Source organism: Streptomyces sp. NPDC028635 (genome assembly GCF_040637635.1).
Classification (GTDB): domain Bacteria; phylum Actinomycetota; class Actinomycetes; order Streptomycetales; family Streptomycetaceae; genus Streptomyces.
This window is the reverse complement of the sequence record NZ_JBEZWX010000023.1, coordinates 99,148-120,890: the sequence shown is the minus strand read 5'-3', so window position 1 is coordinate 120,890 and position 21,743 is coordinate 99,148. Positions and strand designations below refer to the sequence as shown.

Sequence of the window (21,743 nt, the reverse complement as noted above, 5' to 3'; positions counted from 1 at the left end):
GGGGGTGTTTCCCGGGGCTCCGCGGGGCGGGCGGGGCGTCCATCCGGGTGCCCCCGGGGGCCCCGCTCGGGGTCCGGGGCGACGCCCTCACCGTGTGCGTCGTGCGCGGTGCGAAGGGGAAGGCGCGACGCGGGGATCGATCAGATGTGCTTCTCGGCGCGGCGGCGCATCCAGAACACGCCGCCGCCGATGACCGCCGCGGCCACCAGCCCGCCGCCGATCGCCATGTCGGTGGGGGTGGCGCCGCTGGAGGTGCTGCCGCCCAGGCCGCCGCGGACACCGCCGATGACGGTGAAGGCGGCCGGGTTGGTCAGGGTCTGCCCGTTGCAGTTGACCGTGATGCTGTGGGCACCGGGGCGTGCGTTGTGGTTGATCACCGCGGTGCCCTTGGCGGTCTGGTTGGCACCGTGGATCGGGGTGAGCGGCGTGGGCTGGAAGGCGTCCGAGGTGGCGGTGCCGCCGGACGGGCAGCCGTCGACGGTGATGGTGAGCTGCCCGCCGCGGGCGATGACGCTGGGCAGCGCGACGATGTTGCTCAGTCTGAAGTTCATGCCGTCCCGCGCGGCGGCCGAGGGGGCGGCGAGGCCGAGGGCGGCGACCGCGGCGGCCGAGGCCGCCAGGGCACGAGAGTTGCGCATGTGATCCTCCGCGGAAGACACCCCGGGACCCGTCCCCGGTCGATCGGCGAGAAAGCGTCTCCCGCAAAAACCCTCGGATGCCGTGCGCGCTCCCGCATTTCGGGGATGGTCCGTCCCGGTGAGACGACACGCCGGGGGCAAGGACCGCGGCCGGATATCGCCGCAGGTCACGGACCGTCAGAAACGATCCGTCCGGCCGCGCCACGGATGGCGCACCCGGGGAACTCCCGCCACCCGTTCGCCGTCGCCTCCTCGCCGCTCGCGCCCACCGGACTTAGCGTTCTTTCATGCGCACCATGGCGCGGCGACGGCCGTGTCGAAAGGGGATGGCGAATGTCTGCGTCCGAGCTGTCCGAACTGGCCGAGGAGGAGCGGCGGAGAAAGCGCGCCCCGTGGGGGGTGATAGCGCTGGTTCTGCTCACCGGTCTCGCGCTCATTCGCAATGGCTCCGGGGAGTTCGACGTGGGCCCGCCGCAGCCGGCGTCGGCCGCGGCCGCCGACAGCCGCAGCGCCCCGGGCGTGCTCGGCCGCGCGCCCGAGCCGCTCGCGTTCTCCGTGGCCGACCGGGTGCGTATTCCGGCGATCCAGGTCGACGCGCCCGTCATGCCGGTCGGCCTGGACGCGGACGGCTGGGTCGACGCGCCGCCCCCGGAGGACCCCAATCTGGCGGGCTGGTTCACCGGCGGCGTCTCACCCGGAGAAAAGGGCACGGCGGTCGTCGTCGGCCACGTCGACAACAAACAGGGCCCCGCGGTCTTCTACGGACTGGGCGCCCTGAAAAAAGGAAATCGCGTCGAGGTGCACCGCCAGGACGGAAAGACGGCGGTGTTCGAGATCTACGGCATCGAGGTGTTCTCCAAGGCCGACTTCCCCGGCGACCGCGTCTACGCGTCCAAAGGCGCGCCGGAATTGCGGGTCATCACCTGCGGGGGCGGCTTTTCGAAGAAGAACGGCTACGACGGGAATGTCGTCGTCTTCGCCCGCCTGACCGAGGTCCGCTGAGCGGTGTCCCGGCCGGCGGGCGAAGGCCCGTGATGCTCAGGCGTACGGCCTGCTCGGCACGGAGAGGTGGTAGCCGGAGTCCAGCAGGTGCGGCAGGTAGGTGCGCAGCGCGCTCACGCTCTCGGAGCGGTCGCCGCCGGCGTCGTGCGAGAGCACCACGACGCCGGGGCCGGCGCCCTCCTCCACGGCACGGACGATGGCTCCGGTGCCGGGAACGGTCCAGTCCTCGGTGTCGACGGTCCAGGCCAGCGGTTCCATGCCCATCTCGGCGCCGAGCTGGAAGGCGGCGCGGTTCCAGGCGCCGTAGGGGGCGCGGAACCAGCGCGGGCGCTCCCCGTAGGCGTCCTCGATGACGTCGCTGGTGCGCTCCATCTCACTGCGGATCTGGCTGCGGGTGAGCTGGGTGAGCAGCGGGTGGGTCCAGGTGTGGTTGCCGACGACATGGCCCTCGTCGGCCATGCGTGCCAGCAGGTCCCGGTTCCAGTCGGCCTGTTCCCCGCACACGAAGAACGTGGCCCGCACGTCGTGCTCGCGCAGGGTGTCCAGGATGCCCGGGGTGTAGTGGGGGTCGGGCCCGTCGTCGAACGTCAGGAACATGGTGCGGCCGCGCGCGGCGAGCTTGAGCAGCGGTTCGCGCCGCACAGGTGTGCGCGGCGGCGCCGCGTGCGGCGGCCCGTATCCGGCCTCGGGCTGCAGACGGTAGGCGGACGGCTTCTCCGGCAGGCGCGCGGCGGGGGCGCCCGCCGCGGGCGGGGCGGGGCGGGCCGGCTCGTCGGCGCCCTCCAGTGCGAACAGCCCGGCGGTCCCGGCCGCGCCCAGAGCGGCGGCACCCGCGAACAACGCCCGGCGCCGGGTGAGGAACTGATCCTTCTTCATGTCCAATCAGTCGCCCGGCACCCGCACGGCGCACCACGCCACCACCGGCCCGGCCCCGGGAAAACACCCGCTCGGCGCAAGCAGCCGGGTCTGCGGTTGCAAAACGCACCACCTCGGTGCGCTCAGCGGCGGCGGACCAGGGGGAACGGCAGGGTCTCCCGGATGGTGAGGCCGGTCAGGAACATCACCAGACGGTCGACTCCGATGCCGAGGCCGCCCGTCGGCGGCATGGCGTACTCCAGGGCGTCCAGGAAGTCCTCATCGAGTTCCATCGCCTCCGGGTCACCGCCGGCGGCCAGCAGGGACTGTTCCGTCAGACGGCGGCGCTGTTCGACCGGGTCGGTCAGTTCCGAGTAGGCGGTGCCCAGTTCGGTGCCGAACGCGACCAGGTCCCAGCGTTCGGCCAGGCGCGGATCGGTGCGGTGCTGACGGGTCAGCGGGGAGACGTCGGTCGGGAAGTCCTTGTAGAACGTGGGCAGCTGGGTGCGTTCCTCCACCAGCCGCTCGTACATCTCGAGGACGACGTCACCACGCCCGTCGTCCTGGGTGTACGGCACGCCGGCGCGGTCGCACAGCAGGTGCAGCCGGGCCAGTTCGGTGCCCGCGCCGATCTCATCGCCGAGGGCCTCCGAGATGGCCCCGTGCACCGTCTTGACCGGCCAGCGCCCCGAGATGTCGTACTCCCGGCCGTCCTTGCGGGCCACGGGCGCGCCGAAGGCCGCCGTGGCCGCGCCCTGGATCAGTTCGCGCACCAGGTCGAGCATCACGTCGTAGTCGGCGTACGCCTGGTAGGCCTCCAGCATCGTGAACTCGGGGTTGTGCTTGTAGGAGACGCCCTCGTTGCGGAAGGTGCGGCCGAGTTCGAAGACCTTCTCCATGCCGCCCACGCACAGCCGCTTCAGATACAGCTCGGGCGCGATCCGCAGATACAGGTCGAGGTCGTAGGCGTTGATGTGGGTGGTGAAGGGGCGGGCGTTGGCGCCGCCGTGGATCTGCTGGAGCATCGGCGTCTCGACCTCGAGGAAGCCGCGCTCCAGCAGCCCCTGGCGCAGGGCCTGGACGGCGGTGGAGCGGGCGCGCACGACGTCGCGGGCGGCGGGGCTGGTCACGAGGTCGAGGTAGCGCATGCGCACCTTGGCCTCGGGGTCGGCCAGGCCGCGGCGTTTGTCGGGCAGCGGGCGCAGGCACTTGCCGGTGAGCTGCCAGGAGGTGACGAAGACGGTCGGTTCGCCCTTGTCGCTGACGCCGGCCCGGCCGGTGGCGACGAGGTGGTCGCCGATGTCGGTGCCGGCGCGGAAGCGGGACAGGCCGGCGCCGGTCCGCTCGCGGGTCAGCGCGAGCTGGTGGTCGCCGGACCAGTCGCGCAGTACGACGAAGACGATCCCGCCGAAGTCGCGCACCAGCATGATCCGCCCGGCGACGGTCACGTCCTGGCCCTCGCGGACCTCGGCGAGGGTGTGGGTGCGGGTGGGGACGCCGACCGGGTAGGGGTCGATGCCGTCGGCGCGCAGCCGGTCCAGGGTGCGGTGGCGGATGCGGACCTGCTCGGGCAGACCCGCGTCCGCACCGCCGGTCCCGGTCTCGCCCCCTCCGTCGAGACCGAGCGCCGCGAGCGGCGGCAGACCCTCGGTGGTGACGGGCCGCCGCACCCCCTTCGGATGCGCCTTGCCCCACAGTTTGCGCAGCGACGGTACGGCGACGAAGCCCTCGGCGATGCCGGAGGCGAGGCCGATCCGGGCGAGGGCGGCGGCGTCGCCGTAGCAGAGGAAGCGCGGGTACCACTCGGGGTGGTACTTGGCGTTGGAGCGGTACAGCGCCTCCAGCTGCCACCAGCGGGAGAAGAACAGCAGCAGGCGGCGCCACAGCCGAAGGACCGGTCCGGCGCCGATGCGGGCACCCTCCTCGAAGACCGAGCGGAAGACGGCGAAGTTCAGGGAGATGCGCCGCACGCCGAGCTTCGGCGCGGCCGCGCACAGCTCCGCGACCATGAACTCCATGATGCCGTTGGGGGCGGTACGGTCGCGGCGCATGAGGTCCAGGGAGATGCCGTCGCGGCCCCACGGCACGAACGACAGCAGGGCGAGCAGCCGGCCGTCCTCCGCGAACGCCTCGACCAGCAGGCAGTCGCCGTCGGCGGGGTCCCCGAGGCGGTCCAGGGCCATGGAGAAGCCCCGCTCGGTCTCGGTGTCGCGCCAGGCGTCCGCCTTGCCGACGATCTCCTCCATCTCGGCGTCGGTGAGCGCTTCGTGGCGGCGGATCCGGCAGACGGCGCCGGTGCGGCGGACCCGGTGCACGGCCTGCCGGGTGACCCGCATGTCGCGGCCGTTCAGATCGAAGGACGACACCTGCACGATGGCCTCGTCGCCCAGTTGCAGCGCGCCGAGCCCGGCGCGGGCGTAGGCGGTGGCACCGTCCTCGGAGGCGCCCATCACCGCGGGTGCCCAGGCGTGCCGGCGGGCCACCTCCAGCCAGGCGGCGATCGCGTGCGGCCATGCCTCGCGGTCGCCGACGGGGTCGCCGCTGGCCAGGCACACCCCGGCCTCGACGCGGTAGGTGACGGCGGCCTTGCCGCTGGGCGAGAAGACGACGGCCTTGTCGCGCCGGGTGGCGAAGTAGCCGAGCGAGTCCTGCTCCCCGTAGCGGCCGAGCAGGGCGCGGATGCGTTCCTCCTCGTCGTCGTGGAGGGCGGCTTCCAGGCGCTGGGAGCGGAAGAGGGTGGCGGCGGCGTTCAGCAGGGCGAGCGCGCCGAAGAGGCCGAGCAGGAAGTGCAGGGCGGGCGGTGGCCGGCCGTCGAAGGAGCCGGCCGAGACCAGGCCGCCGAGCACCCGGTTGGCGGCCCAGGACAGCCGCTGGCCGTGCGGCAGGGTGCCGGGGAACAGCTCGACCAGGCCCCAGCCGACGAGGATCGCGACGGCGAGCCCGCCCAGCAGGACGGCGAGGGCACGGCGCAGCGCCCCGCGCCGCGACGCGGCCCAGAACTCGCGGCGGGCGACGACGAGCAGCACCAGGGCGAGGGCGCACAGCACGAGGGAGGGCAGGGAGTCGGCGTACAGGCCGACGGCGACGCCGAGGACGTCGGTCAGGACGACCAGGCCGAGGTAGACGACCACCAGCCACCAGGCGACCTTCTTGCGGGCGGCGGTGGCGGCGGCCAGCAGGAACAGGAAGACGGCGTAGGCGAGGTTGGCACTGATGGGCACCAGCAGGAGGTCCAGGAAGCGCACGACGGGCCGCAGCAGTCTGCGCAGCGGCGCGATGAGCGCCAGCAGGGCGCACAGCAGGCCGAGGGCGCCGAAGAAGGTCGCGAAGCCTTCGGGTACCCGGCTGAGGAAGCCGTTCCCGGCGGGTCGTGTCGATCCCGGGGCGTCCCGGCCCGGGGCGGCCTCCACGGTGGCACTCATGCATCCGACTGTAGGAAGGCCGCGGCCCGCTCGCCCGTCGAGGAGTCCCGGCCGGCGGGCGAGGCGATGGTCTCCGATAGCCTCGGGTCGTGACGGAACAGCACTCTCACCAGTTCGACTCTCATCAGTTCGAACGGGGTACCGACGGGCCGAAGGTCATCGTGGTCGGGGTGGACGGCTCCGACTCCTCACTGCGTGCCGCGGCCTACGCCGGCGGCCTGGCCCGGCGGCAGCACGCACTGCTGGCGGTCGTCTACGTGCAGCCGGTGCTGGCCGCGGGCGCGGCGCTCGGCGCGCCGGTCGTGGAGACGACCGACGAGATCGCCGAGGACATCGTCGCGCAGATCCGGGAGGCGACCGAGCGGGTCAAGGGGATATTCGAGGTGCGCTGGGAGTTCCACACGTTCCGCGGCGACCCGTACAACGGCCTGGTGAAGGCGGCGGACGATCTGAAGGCGGACGCGGTGGTCGTCGGCGCCTCCGAACAGGCCGGCCACCGCATCATCGGTTCGGTGGCGGTCCGGCTCGTGAAGGCCGGGCGGTGGCCGGTGACGGTGGTGCCGTAGCCCCTGCGCTCCGGCCCGTCGTCGCGATCCGGCCCCGTCGGCCGGTCGTGCGGACCGTTGGCCTGTGCTGCGGCCCCGTTGCCGTCGACTGCCGTGCGGACGGACCGTTGGTCTGCCTGCGGCCCCGTTGACTGCCGTGCGCACGGACTGTTGGTCTGTCCTGCGGCCCGGTGGCCTGTCCTGCCGCCCGTTGACTGCCGTGCCGTGCGTCGAGCCGCCGGCGGTGGTGGTGGTGGTTCACCGGCGCCGGCCTTCCGCCGCGCGGAGCACGGCGGCGATGCCCGTGAAGCCGCGGCGCTCCGCGTGCGCGCGGGCCGTCACGCCGTCACCGTCGGGCAGCGCCGGGTCGGCGCCCGCGGCGAGCAGGATCTCCACGATCTCCTGGTGGGTGCGGCCGCCGTCGCCGAGGATGACGGCCTCCAGCAGGGCGGTCCAGCCCAGCCGGTTGACGTGGTCGACGTCGATGCCCGTCTCGGCCAGCACGGCGCGTACGTAGTCGACGTGGCCGCGTTCGCTCGCCGGGATGAGGGACACCCCGCCGAAGCGGTTGGTGCGCTTCAGATCCGGGCCGCCGGGCAGCAGCACGCGCATCATGGCGACGCTGCCGGTGACGCCGGTGACCAGCCACGGGCTGTCGTGCCGGTCGTCCTGTGCGTCGACGTCGGCGCCGGCGGCGACCAGGACGCGGGCCGCCTCGACGCGGTCGGCGAGCGCGGCGCGCAACAGCGGGGTGCGGCCGGCCTCGTCGCGGGTCTCCAGGTGTGCGCCGCGGGCCAGGGCGGCCCGGACGGCGTCGGCGTCGCCGCGTTCGGCGGCCGCGAGCAGGGCGAGGCCGGCGGCGGACGCTTCCTCGGGGGCCATGACGAAACTCCTCCACAGGGCGGCGACGGGCGTCAGGACGGCGCTCAGGCGGGTGCGCCGGCGGCGCACCGCCCGGGGAAGGCCGTGCGCCGCCGGTCCGCGGGCGCCGCGCCGGGTCGCGGTGGCGCTCACGAGCATTGTCCTGCCGGTCAGCGGCCGTTGCTGATCGTGTCGACGCCGGCCTGCGCGAACTTCTCGTCCAGGTCGCCGGACGGGGCGCCCGCGACGCCGATGCCCGCGATCGGCGCGCTGTTGTACGCGACCGGGGCGCCGCCCGCCAGGAACAGCGTGCCGGGGATGTCCTTCAGGTTGGGGGTCTTCTCCAGGCGCTGGGCGAGCTGTGAGGTGGGCGCGTTCCAGGAGACGGCGGTGAACGCCTTCTTGACGGCCGAGTCGTAGGACTGCGGGCCGGCGCCGTCGCCGCGCAGGGTGACGACCGTGTTGCCGTTGCGGTCGACGACGGCGACGGTGACGCGCTGACCGTCCTGCTCGGCGGCGTCCAGTGCGGCCCGGGCGGCGGCGGTGGCGGCGTCGATCGTGAGGTGGGTGGTGGTCGTGGTGGTCCTGGCCTTGAGGGCGGCCGGGGCGGCGGCGGGCGCTGCGGCCGGGGTGTCGGCGGAGGCGGTGACCGCGCCGGCCACACCGGCGCCGACGGCGGCGAGGAGGGCGGCCGAGGTGACGGCCTTGGCGCGGTTGGAGAACTTCTTGGCCTTGTGCTGCATGCCGGACGACTCCCTGTCGTGTCGCGTCAGCGCGGACCGCGGTGTGCTGCCGGGTCCCGCTCAGCGCTTCGTGCGCTGTGCCTCCAGCCTCCGCCCGGAGCGGGCCCGTCGCGGTCGGCGTCCCGGCTCGTCCCGGCGCACGTATCGGGCGACGCCCATGTCATCCGATCGGATGACCCCCACCCCGGCCGGGGTGGTCCCTCCTCGTGCGTGGCGTCTTCCCAGGACGGGTGGGCTGGGCCATCATGATCCGCCGTCAGCCGTTTGCCGATCGCGAAGAGGTGAGGCGCGTGGCCGGGCTCAGGATGGGCGAGGGCATTCTCCGTCGCAAACCGATCGAGCACATCGAGGAGACGGAAGTCGGGGAGGGCGCGCGGCTGGAGCGGTCGCTGGGCCTCGGGCAGCTGACCGCGATCGGTGTGGGCGGCATCATCGGCGCCGGCATCTTCACGCTGGCCGGCACGGTGGCCAACGGCACGGCGGGCCCGGCGGTGCTTGTGTCGTTCCTGATCGCCGGTGTGGCGAGCGCCTGCGCGGCGCTGTCGTACGCCGAGTTCGCCGGGCTGATCCCGAAGGCGGGGTCGGCGTACACGTACGGCTACGCGGTGCTCGGGGAGTTCGCGGGCTGGTTCATCGGCTGGGACCTGCTGCTGGAGTACACGGCGATCGTGGCGGTGGTGGCGATCGGCATCTCGGGGTACTTCAGCTTCCTCGTGGAGGAGATGGGCGCGAAGCTGCCGCACTGGATGCTGGGCGCGCCGGGCACCGGCTCCGGTCACAAGGTCGATCTGTTCGCGGCCGTGCTGTGCCTGCTGATCGCCTGGCTGCTGAACCTGGGCATCCGCAGCGCGGCCAGGTTCGAGACCTTCGTGGTGGTCCTGAAGGTGCTGGTGGTGCTGCTAGTGATCGGCGTCGGTGTGTTCCACATCGACTCGTCGAACTACCACCCGTTCTTCCCGTTCGGTGTCAGCGGCGCCTTCACGGGCGCGGCGACGGTGTTCTTCGCGGTGTTCGGCTACGACGCGATGTCGACGGCGGCCGAGGAGTCCCGGGACGCCCAGCGGCACATGCCGAAGGCGATCATCTACTCGCTGGTGATCTCGATGGTGCTGTACGTGGCGGCCTGCCTGGTGCTGACGGGCATGCAGAACTACAAGGACATCGACCCCAAGAGCGGCTTCTCGACCGCGTTCAAGTCGGTGGGCCTGGACCGGCTCGCGGATGTGATCGCGGTGGGCGCGATCATCGGCATCCTCACGGTGATGTTCACGTTCATGCTGGGGGTGACCCGGGTCTGGTGGTCGATGTCCCGTGACGGTCTGCTGCCGGAGTGGTTCGCGAAGACGCACCCGACCCGCCATGTGCCGACCCGGGTGACATGGATCGTCGGGGTCGCGTCGGCCGCCATCGCCGGGTTCGTTCCGATCGGCTCGGCGGCCGAACTGACCAACATCGGCATCCTGCTGGCGTTCGTGGTGGTGTGCGTGGCGGTGATCGTGCTGCGCTACCGGCACCCGGAGCTGCCGCGCAGCTTCCGTACGCCGTGGATGCCGGTCATCCCGATCGCGGGGGTCGTCTTCTCGATCTGGCTGATCACGTTCCTGATGTGGGAGACCTGGCTGCGGTTCGCCATCTGGTTCCTGATCGGCTGCGGCGTCTACTTCGGGTACTCCTACAAGCGCTCGGCGCTGGCGCGCCAGGAGGCTCCGGGGAGTACGGGAGACCACTGAGCGGTGGGAGGCAGGACCCGGGCCGCTCCGTGTCCGGGCAGAAGGCGGTGCCGCCGACCGTGGCGGCACCGCCTGTCGTGTGTCGTGACCACAGCGGGCCGGCTGTGCGCAGGCGGCCGCCCGCGTCGATGCCCGCGGGCGGCCCGAGGGTCCAGCGCCGAGGAGCGCCGCGCCTACTGCCCCATCACCAGCCCGTCCTTCGCCGCGCCTCGGCTGAGCACCACCTGACGGATGCGGTCGCGCACCGCGCGCAGTTCGGCGCCGTCGGCGAGGGCGCGATTGAGGTCCACCACCCGGCCCGCGTCCACGTCGAACAGCAGCGGCACGAACTCGGCCCTCGCCACCTCCCAGCGGCCGCCCGGGCGCTTCGGCGGTACGAAGGTGAAGCGGCCGAGGGTGGACTGGTTGCCGCGCTGGTCCTCGACGCCGTTGTCGTCGTACATCTCGCCGGCGACCTCGTCTCCCATGCCGTAGACGACCCAGGTGCCGTTGACCTTCTCGTAGGCCTGCGGGACATGGGCGTGGGTGCCGAGGATCAGGTCGATGTCGGGGCGGCCGCCGTCGCGGGAGGCGGTCAGCCGGCGGGCCAGGTCCAGCTGGCGGCTGTCGGGCGCGTCCTGCCAGGGCGTGCCCCAGTGCAGGGAGACCACGACCACGTCGGCGCCGGCCTTGCGGGCGGCCCGGGCGTCCGCGACGATCTTGCCCTCGTCGATGAGGTTGACGGCCCACGGCTGCCCGGGCGGCATGGCGAAGCCCCCGGTGCCGTAGGTGTAGGCGAGGTGCGCGACCTTCGCCGGGCCGGCGCGCAGGAGCGTCACGGAGTTCGCCTCCGCCACGGTGCGCGCCGAGCCCGCGTGCTTGACGCCGGTCCCGTCGAGGGCCTCGAGGGTGCGCCGGACTCCGGCCGCGCCGTCGTCGAGGGTGTGGTCGGAGGCGGTGGAGCAGCTGTCGTATCCGGTGGCGGCGAGGGCGTCGGCGATCTCGGGCGGCGACTTGAAGACGGGACGGCCGGTGTAGTCGCCGTTCGCCCCGTAGGGAGTCTCCATGTGGCACAGCGCCAGGGCGGCCGGCGCGACGAGGGGCCTGGCACCGGCGAGCATGGGCCGGAAGTCGTAGCCGGTGCCGCCGGAGTCGAAGCGCGCCCGTTCGATGACCGAGGTGTGCGGCAGGACGTCCCCGGAGGCGACCAGGGTGAAGCCGCGCGGGCCTGCCGGCGGGGCCGGGCGCCCGGCCTGCGCGCGGCGATCGGCCTGACAGGCGGCCCCGGCGGCGAGTACCGCCGTCAGGGCCAGTGCCAGCAGTCGTCTGCGTGTGTGTGCGCGTACGATCATCAGTCACCCCAGCCTGGTCACATTTCCCTACGAATAGGTATGAGGGGGACGGGCGCCGCAAACGGTTCGGGCGCCCCTTTGACCCGTCCGGTGTCCGCCGACGGGAGGGACCGACCGTTCGTCGCACCGTTCGGCGACGCGATCGACCGCCCGCCGCACAGGCGGGTACGCCCCCTGTCCGCCACCGGCGCCCTGCGGTGGCATACGGCCATGACGGCCGGAAACACCCTCACCACCCGGACGACGACCGCCGAGCACGAACTCGCCGCCTTGCAGCGCGAGCACGGCCGGCCGCTGTTCGCGCTGCTGCTGCGGCTGTGCGACGGCGACCGGCAGCGGGCGGAGGACCTCGTGCAGGAGACCCTGCTGCGGGCCTGGCAGCATCCCGAGGCGCTGCACGCCGACTCCTTCGACTCGGTACGGCCCTGGCTGATGACCGTGGCACGGCGGCTGGCCATCGACGCGCGCCGGGCCCGGCAGGCGCGGCCGGCGGAGGTGTGCGACGAGGTGCTGGCGCAGGGGCACGCGCCGCTGTGCGCGGATCACGCGGAGCGGGCCGCCGCGACGCTCGACCTGCGGGAGGCTGTGAAGACACTCACTCCGCACCACCGTGACGTTTTGGTGCTCGTGTACCTCCGGGGGGCCAGTGTGGCGGAAGCAGCGACGGAACTGGGCATTCCGCCCGGTACCGTGAAGTCGCGTGCGTTCTACGCGCTGCGCGCCCTGCGTCGGGAGCTGCCGGGATACGCGGCGGACCTGCGGTGAAACCGACCGCGAGGTCAAGGATCGGCAAAACGCCTGCTGCCGACCATGGTTGAGTAATCGGCTGTCTTCATCCGTGTTCCGGACGAGGGCCCGCACCGGGCGACGCGCGACACCGGAGGAAGGCAGGAAGGGATGCTGCACAGAGGTCACCAGGGCACGGAGGGTGCCGACGGCGGGGAACTCGTCGTCCCCATGGCCTGGTTGTACGCCGAGTACATCGCGGACGAGCTGCTGCGCACCGGCGATCTGATGCCGCCGACGTCGTTCGAGTTCCGCGCCGGGCGCGACGCGCTGGCCCTGACCATCTTCCTGTCCGACACCGAGGGCGAGCTGTCCGGCATCCGGGTGGTGACCCAGCTGGAGACCTGGCTGTCGCTGACGGCGTACGACCAGCCGTGGCAGGACTGGGTGCGCGAGCGGATGGCGGCCCTCGCGGCGGAGGGCTCCGCCGGGCCGGACGTCGAGCTGGCCCGGGCGGCGTGGCGCTGGCTGGAGGAGACGGAGCTCCTCGCGCCCGACCTGAACGCGGTGCCCGGCGGTCCGGGCGCCCTCGGCGAGGACGACGGCCCGAAGGTCTGGACCCCGGCCTGGCAGCTCGGTCTTCCCCTGGGCCACCTGGCGATCCACCTCTTCTGACCGGCCGCCGCCCGCGCCGGGCGCCGGCCGGTCACACGCGTGACCGAGCACGCCCCGGGGGCGGCCGAGGGCACGCGCCCCCGACGGGACCGGTCGGCGGCGCCGACAGTGCGCGGCCGGTCCCTGCCACCCGTCCCGACGCCGCGACCGCGAGGAAGCCATGCCCGCCCGCCACCGCGGCCGGGCGGCCCCACTTGCGGGCCTCCTGAGCCCGGGCGGGGTCGGCTGTGGTTGCGGCCGGAGGCCCCCGTGAGCGCGCCGGAAATTTCTGTCCCCGTGGACCAATCCGGGGACCGGCCCGCTCCGAATCCCCCATGGCTATTTCCGTGCCTGGCTTGAGTCAATCGGTGGCGTGGTCCGTACCGATGGGTGCAAGGAGTGACCCCACCCGCACCCAACGGCACGAGGATTCGCATGAGGTCCCTGGAACGGCATCGCGACGTCGCCGCTTACGCGCTCGGCGTGCTGGACGAGGCGGAGGCCTTCCGCTTCGAGGACCACCTCATGGAGTGCGCCGGCTGCTCGGCGCAGGTGACCGAATTCGGGCCGGTGACGCGGCAGTTGCTGCTGTACCGGCGGGCCACCCCGCGCTTCGTCCACCCCGCGCCGACACCCGGCCCGCGGCTGCTGGACCGGCTGCTCGCCGAGGTCGGCCGCCGTCGGCGCACCGCACGGCGGCGCCTGCTGTACGCCGTCGCCTCAGCGGTCGTCCTCGCGCTCACCGGATCGGCGGTGGCCGCCCTGACGAGTGGCGGCGGCACGCCGGCGCCGCTCGCCGCGACCGACCCGCGCTCCGGGGTGTGGGCGCAGGTCACCACGCACGACGCGGACTGGGGCAGCCAGGTGCAGCTGAAGGTCAAGGACGCGGCCGGCACCCGCTCCTGCCGCCTGGTCGTGATCGGCCGGGACGGCTCGGAGCAGACGGTCAGCACCTGGAGCGCCCCCGGCGCCGACGGCCGCACGGCCACCATGGAGGGCAGCGCGGCCTTCCACCCCGACCAGATCGCCCGCTACGAGGTCCGCACCCTGGACGGTCACTCGCTCATCACCCTGCGCCCCCGCTGATCCCCCGCGGCCACACCAGCAGCACCGGACACGGCGCGTGGTCCACGACGAAGCGGGTCGGCGGTGACAGCGTCTTCGGGCCCGGGCGGCTGCGGTCGCCGTCGCGGCCCAGGATCAGCAGGTCGGCGTCGCGGGCCGCGGCGACCACCTCGTGCTCGGGCCGGCCGGTGCGTTCCGTCCGGGTGCAGGGCCGGCCCAACCGGTCCGCGGCGGCGGACAGCAGGCGCTCCCCCGATTCCGCGGCCAGCCGCTCCAGCCGGGTCCCGGGGTCGTGCCCCGGGTCGGCCCGGCCCAGCAGCCCGGCGAACGCGCCGTGCGCGGCGTCGGGCACGTCGTGGCCGATGATGTGCAGCAGGACGATCTCGGCGGCATCCGCGGCGTACGTGCGCGCCGCGTCCACGCACGCACGCCAGGTGCCCTCGGCGACCCAGACGACGACGGCCATGCGGTCGGCCTCCGATCAGGTTCCGATCATGTGCAGGGAACCCCACAGTGCCACCACGGCCGCGCCGAGGGACAGGGGCACGGCGAACAGACCGAGCGTGGTGAACTCCTTCAGCTCGACCTCGTGGTCGTGCTGGTGCACGATCCGCCGCCACAGCAGGGTGGCCAGCGAGCCGGCGTAGGTCAGGTTCGGGCCGAGGTTGACGCCGAGCAGCACCGCGAGGATCGCGCCGGCGCCGGACGGCGCGGCCAGCGGCAGCAGCACGAGCACCGCCGGGAGGTTGTTGATCAGATTGGCCAGGACCGCCGCGAGCGCGGCCGTCCCCAGCAGCGCGGCCAGCCCGGAGCCGCCCGGCACCAGGTGGCCGAGCGCGTCCGCGAGACCGTTGTCGACGACCGCCCGGACCACGATCCCCAGGCACAGGACGAACGCGAGGAAGGGCACGGAGGCGGCCCGGACGATCTCCCGCGGGCGGGTCCGCCGCCGGGCCAGGGCGCGCACCGCCAGCACCAGCGCTCCCGCGAACGCCGCCCAGGCGGGGTCCAGGCCGACCGCCGAGGCGAGCAGGAAACCGGCGAGCGTGCCCGCGACCGTCACCAGCGCGAACACCGGCACCTCGGGCGGCTCACCGGCGTCGGGCGTCTCGGCCCCGGCGCCGAGGTCGGTGGCGAAGAAGCGCCGGAACACGGCGAACTCGACGGCGATCGCGACGAGCCAGGGCAGCGCCATCAGCCCCGCGAACCGCGCGAAGCTCAGCCCGCTGACCGAGAAGGCCAGCAGGTTGGTCAGGTTGGACACCGGCAGCAGCAGCGAGGCGGTGTTCGACAGATGGGTGCAGGCGTAGACGTGCGGCTTGGGTCGCGCACCCAGCCGGGCGGCGGTCGCGAACACCACCGGCGTCAGCAGCACCACCGTGGCGTCCAGGCTGAGGACGGCCGTGATCGCCGACGCGGTGACGAAGACGTAGAGCAGCAGTCGCGTCGGGCTGCCCACCGCCGCTCGCGCCATCCACGCCCCGCACGCCTGGAAGAGCCCCTCGTCGTCGCAGAGCTTGGCCAGGACGAGGACGGCGGCGAGGAACCCGATGACCGGGCCGAGGCGGGCCGCCTCCTCACGGGCGTGGTCGAGGGAGATGGCACCGGTGCCGACGACGATCGCGGCGGCCGGTACGGCGACGACGGCCTCCGGCCATCCCCAGGGGCGGACGACCGCGCAGGCGAGGACGAGGGCGAGCAGGACGGCGGACAGCGACTCGGCGAGCATGGTGTTCAGGGGTGGGTCCTCTCGGGCGGCTGGGTCACCCGGAAGTTCATCACAGGACCGCCGTGCTCACTTCAGCAGCCGGGACAGCCGGCGGTCGGCGAGCGGCTTTCCGCCGGTCTGGCAGGTCGGGCAGTACTGCAGGGCGGAGTCGCTGAAGGAGACCTCGCGGATGGTGTCGCCGCACACCGGGCACGGCTCGCCGGTGCGGCCGTGGACGCGCAGGCCGCTCTTCTTCTCCGCCTTCAGCCGGCCCGCGGCCACGCCCCGGGAACGCTCGACGGCCTCGGTGAGCGTCTCCCGCAGGGCCTGGTACAGGCGGGTGGTCTGCTCGGGCGTCAGGGAGGCGGCCAGCTTGAACGGGGACATCTTCGCCGCGTGCAGGATCTCGTCGCTGTAGGCGTTGCCGACCCCGGCGATCAGGCTCTGGTCGCGCAGCGCGCCCTTCAGCTGACGGCGCTCCCCGGCGAGGAGGGCGGCGAACCGTGCCTCGTCGAAGTCGTCGGCGAGCGGGTCGGGGCCGAGGCGTGCGACGCCCTCGACCTGGTGCGGGTCGCCGACGACGTACACCGCGAGGCGCTTTTGCGTGCCGGCCTCGGTGAGGTCGAAGCCGGCGCCGGTCTCCAGCGCGACCCGCAGCGCCAGGGGGCCCTTGCCGGGGCGGGGCGGGCCGTCGGGCAGGCGGTCCTTCCAGTGCAGCCAGCCCGCGCGGGCCAGATGGGTGACCAGGTGCGGGCCGTCGTCGGTGGCGAGGTCGAGGAACTTGCCGTGGCGCCGCACGGCGGTGACCTCGCGCCCTTCGAGGGCGCTCAGGGGCGGGTCGTAGGTCTTCAGGACGCTGATCGCGACGGGCAGCACGCGGACGATCTCGTGGCCGACCAGGTGCTCGGACAGGAAGTCCTTGAGCGCTTCCACCTCGGGCAGTTCCGGCATACGTCAAGAGTGCCACCGGCGTCCCGGCCGCTCAGGTCGGGCGGCCGCCCGGTGGTGGTGCCGCCGGGCGCGCGAGCGGCCGTCGCGGTGCGGGGGGCGGCCGCGCCCACGGGGCCGGTCACCGCAGGGCGCGGGGCGACGGCGCCGGGCGGCCCGGGCGGGTCGGCGACCGGCAGGGGGCGTGACCGCACCGCGCCCGGCGCGGTGGCGGCGACGGTGCACCCGTCGATCCCGGCGACGGTCAGGGCCGCGGGGCCACCACGAACTCGCACCACACGCATTTGCCGCCGCCGCGCGCCTCCACGCCCCACACGTCGGTCAGCAGGTCGACCAGGAGCAGACCGCGCCCGGAGACGCCCTGCACGCCGGCCTCGCGGCGGCGCGGCAGGGCGCTGGAGGAGTCCTCGACGTCGACGCGCAGCCTGCGGTCGGCGCCGTTGAGCACCCGCAGGGTGACGATGGCGGCTCCCTCGGTGTGCATGAGGGCGTTGGTGATCAGCTCGTCGGCGACGAGTTCGATCTCGTCGGCCCGCTCGCGGGCGCCCCAGGCGCGCACGGCCGCACGGATCATGTGCCGGGCCTGGGTGAGCGCCTCGGCGTCGCCGGGGGCGACGTGCTGCTGGAGGCGGCCGCCGGAGCGCGGGGTGTCCAGCGGGCGGCGGCGCAGCAGCAGGAGGGCGACGTCGTCGTCGCCGCCACGTTCCTCGGCGACCTCGATCAGCCGGTCGGCGAGCGCGCGGACGTCGTCGGGGCCCGCGGCGACGAACGCGGCGAGCGCCAGCATGCCGTCGTCGAGGTCGGCGCCGGGCTGTTCGACCAGGCCGTCGGTGGTGAGCAGCAGGGTGTCGCCGGGGTCGAGTTCGACGGTGGCGACCGGGTACTCCAGGCTGCCGAACTCCGCGGACAGCCCGAGCGGCAGCCCGCCGGCCACGGCGACCCGGCGGCAGCTGCCGTCGGCGGCGCGCACCAGCAGGTCGATGTGGCCGGCGCGCACCACCTGGACGACACCGGTGGACAGGTCGGCCTCGGCGTACAGGCAGGTGGCGAAGCGGTCGGTGTCGAGTTCGTGCAGGAAGACGGAGGCGCGGGCCATCACCGTGGCCGGGGTGTGGCCCTCGGCGGCGTAGGCGCGCAGCACGATCCGCAGCTGGCCCATGACGGCGGCGGCGTGCGTGTCGTGGCCCTGGACGTCGCCGATGACGGCGCCGACGCGGCCTCCGGGCAGCGGGATCAGGTCGTACCAGTCGCCGCCGATGTCCCGGCCGAGTACGCCTCCGGCGCTGCCGGCGCGGTAGCGGACGGCGACGTCGGCGCCGGGCAAGCTGGGGATGGTGCGGGGCAGCATGGCCTGCTGCAGGCCCTGCGCGATGTCCTTCTCCTCCTCGTAGAACATGGCGCGCTGCAGGCTCTGCGCGATGCTGCTGCCGAGCGCGACGAGGATGTTGCGTTCCTCGGGGGTGAAGCCGCGCCGGTCGTTGTAGAGCAGGCCCATGGCGCCGATCGGGCTGGCCTGGACGATGAGCGGCAGATAGGCGGCCGAGGTGATGTGGAGGTCGGTGAGGTGCGGCCACAGGATCGGGTAGTCGGCGGCGAACTCGGCGGGCGACTCGATGAACCGCGGGCTGAGGGTGCGCACGACCTCGCTCATCGGGTACGGCTCGTCGATGCGGGTGACCTGGGTGCCGGGGACGAAACTGCCGGCGGGGCCCTCGGCGATCAGCCGGATACGGCCGGCCTCGACCAGGCCCATGACGAGGCTGGCGGCGCCGAGGTGGACCAGTCCGTGGGTGTCCTTGAGGACGTCGATGACGTCCTGGACGGTGCGCGCGTGGGCGAGGGCGGCGGTGGTGAGCTGGACGACGTTGGTCTGCTCACGGCGGGCCTCGTCGAGAAAGGCCTGCTGGCGGTGGGCGGCGAACTCGTCGAGTTCGCTGGTGGCGTCGCGGACGATGCCGACGATACGGCGCGGACGGCCGCTGTCGTCGCGGCGGATGTAGCCCTGGGTGTGGGTCCAGCGCAGTTCGCCGTCGCGGCAGCGGATGCGGAAGTAGGCGCCGTAGTTCTCGCTGCCGTCCTTGATGGCCTGGGCGACCAGGGCGTCCAGGCGGCGGGCCTCGCCGGGCGGCACCCGGACGGCGAGGGTCTCGGGCCGGCCGTCGTACTCGTCCGGGGACACGTCGAACGCCTCGTGCGCCTGGGCGTCCATGCTCATCAGACCCGTGTCCAGGTCCCAGTCGAAGCTGCCCATGCGGTTGAGCGCCAGGATCGGATCCGGGTGCGCGGGCCAGTCGTCCGGGAGGGACAGGGCGCTCGCTCCCCGATCAACCATGCGCCCACCTTGCCAGGATTTGCCCGATTCTTCGACCGGGAGGCGGCAGGCGACGGCGGGCGGCTCGCCCTCGTACGGGTTACCCGGCCGGAGCCGTGGCACACGGAGCGTGACGATCGGGCGGCGGGAGAATGGCACGGGAGGAGCACCGAAGCGTGGACTGGTTCACCGCATCCGACTACTGGCTGAGCCGGCTGGTCCTCCAGCGGGCCCTGGCCGGTGTGTACCTCGTCGCGTTCCTCACGGCGGCCCTGCAGTTCCGTGCCCTGCTGGGTGAGCGCGGCATGCTGCCGATCCCGCGGTTCGTGGCCCGGGTGCCGTTCCGGCGGGCGCCGAGCCTGTTCCAGCTGCGCTACTCGGACCGCTTCTTCGCCGCGTGCGCGTGGGCGGGCTGCGCGGTGTCGGCCGCGCTGCTGGCGGGGGTGGACGGGTATCTGCCACTGGGGGCGGCGATCGCGCTGTGGCTGGTGCCGTGGGTGCTGTACCTGTCGATCGTGAACGTCGGCCAGACCTGGTACGCGTTCGGCTGGGAGTCGCTGCTGCTGGAGACCGGGTTCCTCGCCGCGTTCCTCGGCAACGGGGAGGTGGCGCCGCCGGTCGTGGTGCTGTTCCTGCTGCGCTGGATCCTGTTCCGGGTGGAGTTCGGCGCGGGCCTGATCAAGATGCGCGGGGACGAGTGCTGGCGGAAGCTGACCTGCCTGTACCACCACCACGAGACCCAGCCGATGCCCGGCCCGCTGAGCTGGTTCTTCCATCACCTGCCCAAACCCCTGCACCGGGTGGAGGTGGCCGCCAACCACGTCACCCAGCTGATCGTGCCGTTCCTTCTGTTCACCCCGCAGCCCGTCGCGACGGCGGCCGCCTCGCTGATGATCCTCACCCAGCTGTGGCTGGTGCTGTCGGGCAACTTCGCCTGGCTGAACTGGATCACGATCGTGCTGGCCCTGCCGGCGCTCCGGTTCCCGGACGGCGGCGCCCCGGCGTCCGCACCTTCCGGCGCCCCGCTGTGGTACGAGGTGGTGGTGCTGGCGGTGGCGGCGCTGCTGCTGTTCCTCAGCTATCACCCGGTGCTCAACATGATCTCGCGCCGCCAGGTGATGAACCGCTCCTTCGACCCGTTGCACCTGGTCAACACCTACGGCGCGTTCGGCAGCGTCAGCCGGATCCGCTACGAGGTGGTGGTCGAGGGCACCCTCGACGACGTGCCGCGCGAGGACTCCGACTGGCGGGAGTACGAGTTCAGGGGCAAGCCCGGGGATCCCCGGCACTGGCCGCGTCCGTTCGCGCCGTACCACCTGCGTCTCGACTGGCTGATGTGGTTCGCCGCGCTGTCCCCGGCCTACGCGGGAGCCTGGTTCGAGGGGCTGGTGGAGCGGCTGCTGGAGAACGACCGCGACACCCTGCGCCTGCTGCGCCGTTCCCCCTTCCCACCGGACACTCCCCCGCGCTTCGTCCGCGCGCGCCTCTTCCGTTACCGGTACACCACCTGGCGGGAGCTGCGCGAGACGGGCGCCTGCTGGGACCGGACGTACGTGCGCGAGTACCTGCCGCCGACCCGGATGGCCGGGCTGAGCCGGCGGAGCTGAACCGCTCCGGGCACACCTCGTTCGTGGGCGAGCCCGCCGACCTGCCTGAGCCGGTGTCAGGGCGGCTGCCGGCTGGGGGAGGATAGGGCGCGCCGGCCTGGGTACGCGTGTCGGGCACCCCCCCGGTAACCGAGCGCCCGGCGCGCAGCGCCCCTTGACGCAGTGGGAGAACACAGATGCGGCTCCGCCAGCCGGCTCCGGCACCGTCCCGGTGCTTCGCGGACATCCTCGCCGGACGGTACCGCCTGGACAGGCTCATCGGCTCCGGCGGCGCGGCCGACGTCCACCTCGCCCGGGACCTGCGTCTCGAACGTCCGGTGGCGGTGAAGGTCTTCCGCACGGGCGCCGACGCCGACCTGGAGGAACGCTTCCACAACGAGGCCGTGATCCTGGCCCGCTTGCAGCATCCCGGCCTGGTCACGGTCTACGACGCCGGCCGGCACGAGGGCAGGCCCTACCTGGTCATGGAGCTGATCGACGGCCCGACCCTGAAGCGGCGCATCGCCGCGGGCCCGCTGCCCCCGGACGCGACGGCCGCCCTGGGATCCGGCCTCGCCCGGGCCCTGGCCCACGCGCACGAGGCGGGGATCGTGCACCGTGACGTCAAGCCCTCCAACATCATCCTGGACGCGTCCGGCCGGCCCCATCTGACCGACTTCGGCATCTCCCGGCTGCTCGACGCCACCACCCGCACCGCCCCCGGCTCGCTCATCGGCACCGCCGCCTATCTGGCCCCCGAGCAGGTCCTCGGCCAGACCGTCGGCCCGGCCGCCGACGTCTACGCCCTCGGACTGGTGCTGCTCGAATGCCTCACGACCAGGCTGGAGTACGACGGCGCACCGCTGGAGGCGGCGATCGCGCGACTGCACCGCGCTCCCGTGCTGCCCGAGTCCGTCCCGGAGGAACTCGCCGGACTGCTGCGGGAGATGACGGCCCTGGACCCGGGCGACCGCCCGTCGGCGCACGAGTGCGCCCGGACGCTGTCCACGCCGGCCGCCGCCGACGCTCACGCCGACCTGTCTCGCACCGCCGCCGTGACGAGCGTGGTGGCGGTGGCCGGCGGAGCACCGCTCCGGGACCCCGAGCCCACCCGCCCCGGCCCGTCACCGGCCGCGGCCGCGGGCGCGGGCGCGCCGAAGGGCACGCGCGGACGCCTCCTGGCAGCCGGCGGAGCCGTCGCCCTCGCCACCGCCATGGCCGCCACCCTCGCCGTCGCCGACGGCACGTCGCACGGGAGCGGCGGGGAGGCGGCGACACGGGCCGTCAGCAGCCCGTCCCCGAAGGCGCCGCACACCTCCCCCGCACGGCCCGGGGCGGCCCCGGCCGCTCCGGCCTCCCCCACCGGCGACGGAACCCCGCGGCTGCGCGACGCCGCCCTGGAGGTGAGTTCCCGTCCCGCCCCGGCCGGCCCGGACCGGGAACCGGTCACGGCCGGTCCGTCCCGGGAGCACGGCAGCGGTGGCAGGGCCGGACACGGCAGCGCGGCCTCACCGCCGCGTTCCGGCCACGGCGACACGGCGAAGAAGGGCAAGCAGGCCCACCACAAGGCCCGCAAGAAGGACAAGCACTGACCGGGGACGCCCGCACGGACGCCCGC

The 21,743-nt window shown here is 73.5% G+C and carries 18 protein-coding genes; 8 read left to right on the top strand and 10 right to left on the bottom strand.

Annotated features, from left to right (window positions below; genetic code table 11):
• Nucleotides 1–140 precede the first annotated feature (140 nt).
• Nucleotides 141–638, bottom strand: a complete 498-nt coding sequence (locus AB0E88_RS23685) for a hypothetical protein (protein ID WP_361633634.1) — start codon at nucleotides 636–638, stop codon at nucleotides 141–143.
• A 333-nt stretch (nucleotides 639–971) separates the two neighbouring features.
• Between AB0E88_RS23685 and AB0E88_RS23680 the strand changes: the two genes are divergently transcribed.
• Entirely contained in the window at nucleotides 972–1,640 is a 669-nt protein-coding gene (locus AB0E88_RS23680; protein WP_361633631.1) for a class F sortase, read from the top strand.
• Between the two features lie 36 nt (nucleotides 1,641–1,676).
• Here the strand turns inward: AB0E88_RS23680 and AB0E88_RS23675 are convergent, their stop codons facing one another.
• Nucleotides 1,677–2,516, bottom strand: a complete 840-nt coding sequence (locus AB0E88_RS23675) for a polysaccharide deacetylase family protein (RefSeq protein WP_361633628.1) — start codon at nucleotides 2,514–2,516, stop codon at nucleotides 1,677–1,679.
• A 122-nt stretch (nucleotides 2,517–2,638) separates the two neighbouring features.
• The gene (lysX, locus tag AB0E88_RS23670) at nucleotides 2,639–5,917 is read right to left on the bottom strand and encodes a bifunctional lysylphosphatidylglycerol synthetase/lysine--tRNA ligase LysX (protein WP_361633625.1); all 3,279 of its coding nucleotides are present in this window, start codon (nucleotides 5,915–5,917) and stop codon (nucleotides 2,639–2,641) included.
• A gap of 89 nt (nucleotides 5,918–6,006) precedes the next feature.
• Here lysX and AB0E88_RS23665 point away from each other — a divergent pair, with 89 nt between their 5' ends.
• Nucleotides 6,007–6,483 (top strand): universal stress protein, encoded by a 477-nt coding sequence (locus AB0E88_RS23665; protein WP_361633622.1) that lies wholly within the window; start codon nucleotides 6,007–6,009, stop codon nucleotides 6,481–6,483.
• A 237-nt stretch (nucleotides 6,484–6,720) separates the two neighbouring features.
• Here AB0E88_RS23665 and AB0E88_RS23660 read toward each other — a convergent pair whose 3' ends face one another.
• Nucleotides 6,721–7,344 carry an ankyrin repeat domain-containing protein gene (locus AB0E88_RS23660; RefSeq protein WP_361633647.1) on the bottom strand — a complete coding sequence of 208 codons (624 nt, stop codon included), beginning with the start codon at nucleotides 7,342–7,344 and terminating at the stop codon, nucleotides 6,721–6,723.
• Between the two features lie 149 nt (nucleotides 7,345–7,493).
• Nucleotides 7,494–8,066 carry a heme-binding protein gene (locus AB0E88_RS23655; protein WP_361633619.1) on the bottom strand — a complete coding sequence of 191 codons (573 nt, stop codon included), beginning with the start codon at nucleotides 8,064–8,066 and terminating at the stop codon, nucleotides 7,494–7,496.
• 290 nt (nucleotides 8,067–8,356) lie between these two features.
• Between AB0E88_RS23655 and AB0E88_RS23650 the strand changes: the two genes are divergently transcribed.
• Nucleotides 8,357–9,796: an amino acid permease gene (locus AB0E88_RS23650; RefSeq protein WP_361633616.1), complete on the top strand. Its 1,440-nt coding sequence runs from the start codon at nucleotides 8,357–8,359 to the stop codon at nucleotides 9,794–9,796.
• A 173-nt stretch (nucleotides 9,797–9,969) separates the two neighbouring features.
• Here AB0E88_RS23650 and AB0E88_RS23645 read toward each other — a convergent pair whose 3' ends face one another.
• Nucleotides 9,970–11,127, bottom strand: coding sequence for a CapA family protein (locus AB0E88_RS23645; RefSeq protein ID WP_361633613.1), 1,158 nt, complete (start codon nucleotides 11,125–11,127; stop codon nucleotides 9,970–9,972).
• A 210-nt stretch (nucleotides 11,128–11,337) separates the two neighbouring features.
• On the opposite strand from AB0E88_RS23645, the gene AB0E88_RS23640 reads away from it, so the two are divergent.
• From AB0E88_RS23640 to AB0E88_RS23630, 3 genes are all read left to right on the top strand, one after another.
• Entirely contained in the window at nucleotides 11,338–11,892 is a 555-nt protein-coding gene (locus AB0E88_RS23640; RefSeq protein WP_361633610.1) for a sigma-70 family RNA polymerase sigma factor, read from the top strand.
• A 132-nt stretch (nucleotides 11,893–12,024) separates the two neighbouring features.
• Nucleotides 12,025–12,528 (top strand): hypothetical protein, encoded by a 504-nt coding sequence (locus tag AB0E88_RS23635; protein ID WP_361633607.1) that lies wholly within the window; start codon nucleotides 12,025–12,027, stop codon nucleotides 12,526–12,528.
• Between the two features lie 414 nt (nucleotides 12,529–12,942).
• On the top strand, nucleotides 12,943–13,593 hold the full coding sequence (locus AB0E88_RS23630; RefSeq protein ID WP_361633604.1) for a zf-HC2 domain-containing protein: 651 nt from the start codon (nucleotides 12,943–12,945) through the stop codon (nucleotides 13,591–13,593).
• Here the strand turns inward: AB0E88_RS23630 and AB0E88_RS23625 are convergent.
• The 4 genes from AB0E88_RS23625 to AB0E88_RS23610 all read right to left on the bottom strand — a co-directional run bounded on the left by AB0E88_RS23625 (nucleotide 13,574) and on the right by AB0E88_RS23610 (nucleotide 18,560).
• Nucleotides 13,574–14,038 carry a universal stress protein gene (locus AB0E88_RS23625; protein ID WP_361633601.1) on the bottom strand — a complete coding sequence of 155 codons (465 nt, stop codon included), beginning with the start codon at nucleotides 14,036–14,038 and terminating at the stop codon, nucleotides 13,574–13,576. The two genes, AB0E88_RS23630 and AB0E88_RS23625, sit on opposite strands and share 20 nt — an antisense overlap.
• Nucleotides 14,039–14,053: 15 nt before the next feature.
• Nucleotides 14,054–15,301, bottom strand: a complete 1,248-nt coding sequence (locus AB0E88_RS23620) for an SLC13 family permease (protein WP_361633598.1) — start codon at nucleotides 15,299–15,301, stop codon at nucleotides 14,054–14,056.
• Between the two features lie 66 nt (nucleotides 15,302–15,367).
• Complete coding sequence (locus AB0E88_RS23615) at nucleotides 15,368–16,231, bottom strand: DNA-formamidopyrimidine glycosylase family protein (RefSeq protein WP_361633595.1); 864 nt, start codon at nucleotides 16,229–16,231, stop codon at nucleotides 15,368–15,370.
• Between the two features lie 241 nt (nucleotides 16,232–16,472).
• Entirely contained in the window at nucleotides 16,473–18,560 is a 2,088-nt protein-coding gene (locus AB0E88_RS23610; protein ID WP_361633592.1) for a SpoIIE family protein phosphatase, read from the bottom strand.
• Nucleotides 18,561–18,715: 155 nt separating this feature from the next.
• Between AB0E88_RS23610 and AB0E88_RS23605 the strand changes: the two genes are divergently transcribed.
• The gene (locus tag AB0E88_RS23605) at nucleotides 18,716–20,146 is read left to right on the top strand and encodes a lipase maturation factor family protein (protein WP_361633589.1); all 1,431 of its coding nucleotides are present in this window, start codon (nucleotides 18,716–18,718) and stop codon (nucleotides 20,144–20,146) included.
• A gap of 176 nt (nucleotides 20,147–20,322) precedes the next feature.
• Nucleotides 20,323–21,717 carry a serine/threonine-protein kinase gene (locus AB0E88_RS23600; RefSeq protein WP_361633586.1) on the top strand — a complete coding sequence of 465 codons (1,395 nt, stop codon included), beginning with the start codon at nucleotides 20,323–20,325 and terminating at the stop codon, nucleotides 21,715–21,717.
• Nucleotides 21,718–21,743 lie beyond the last annotated feature (26 nt).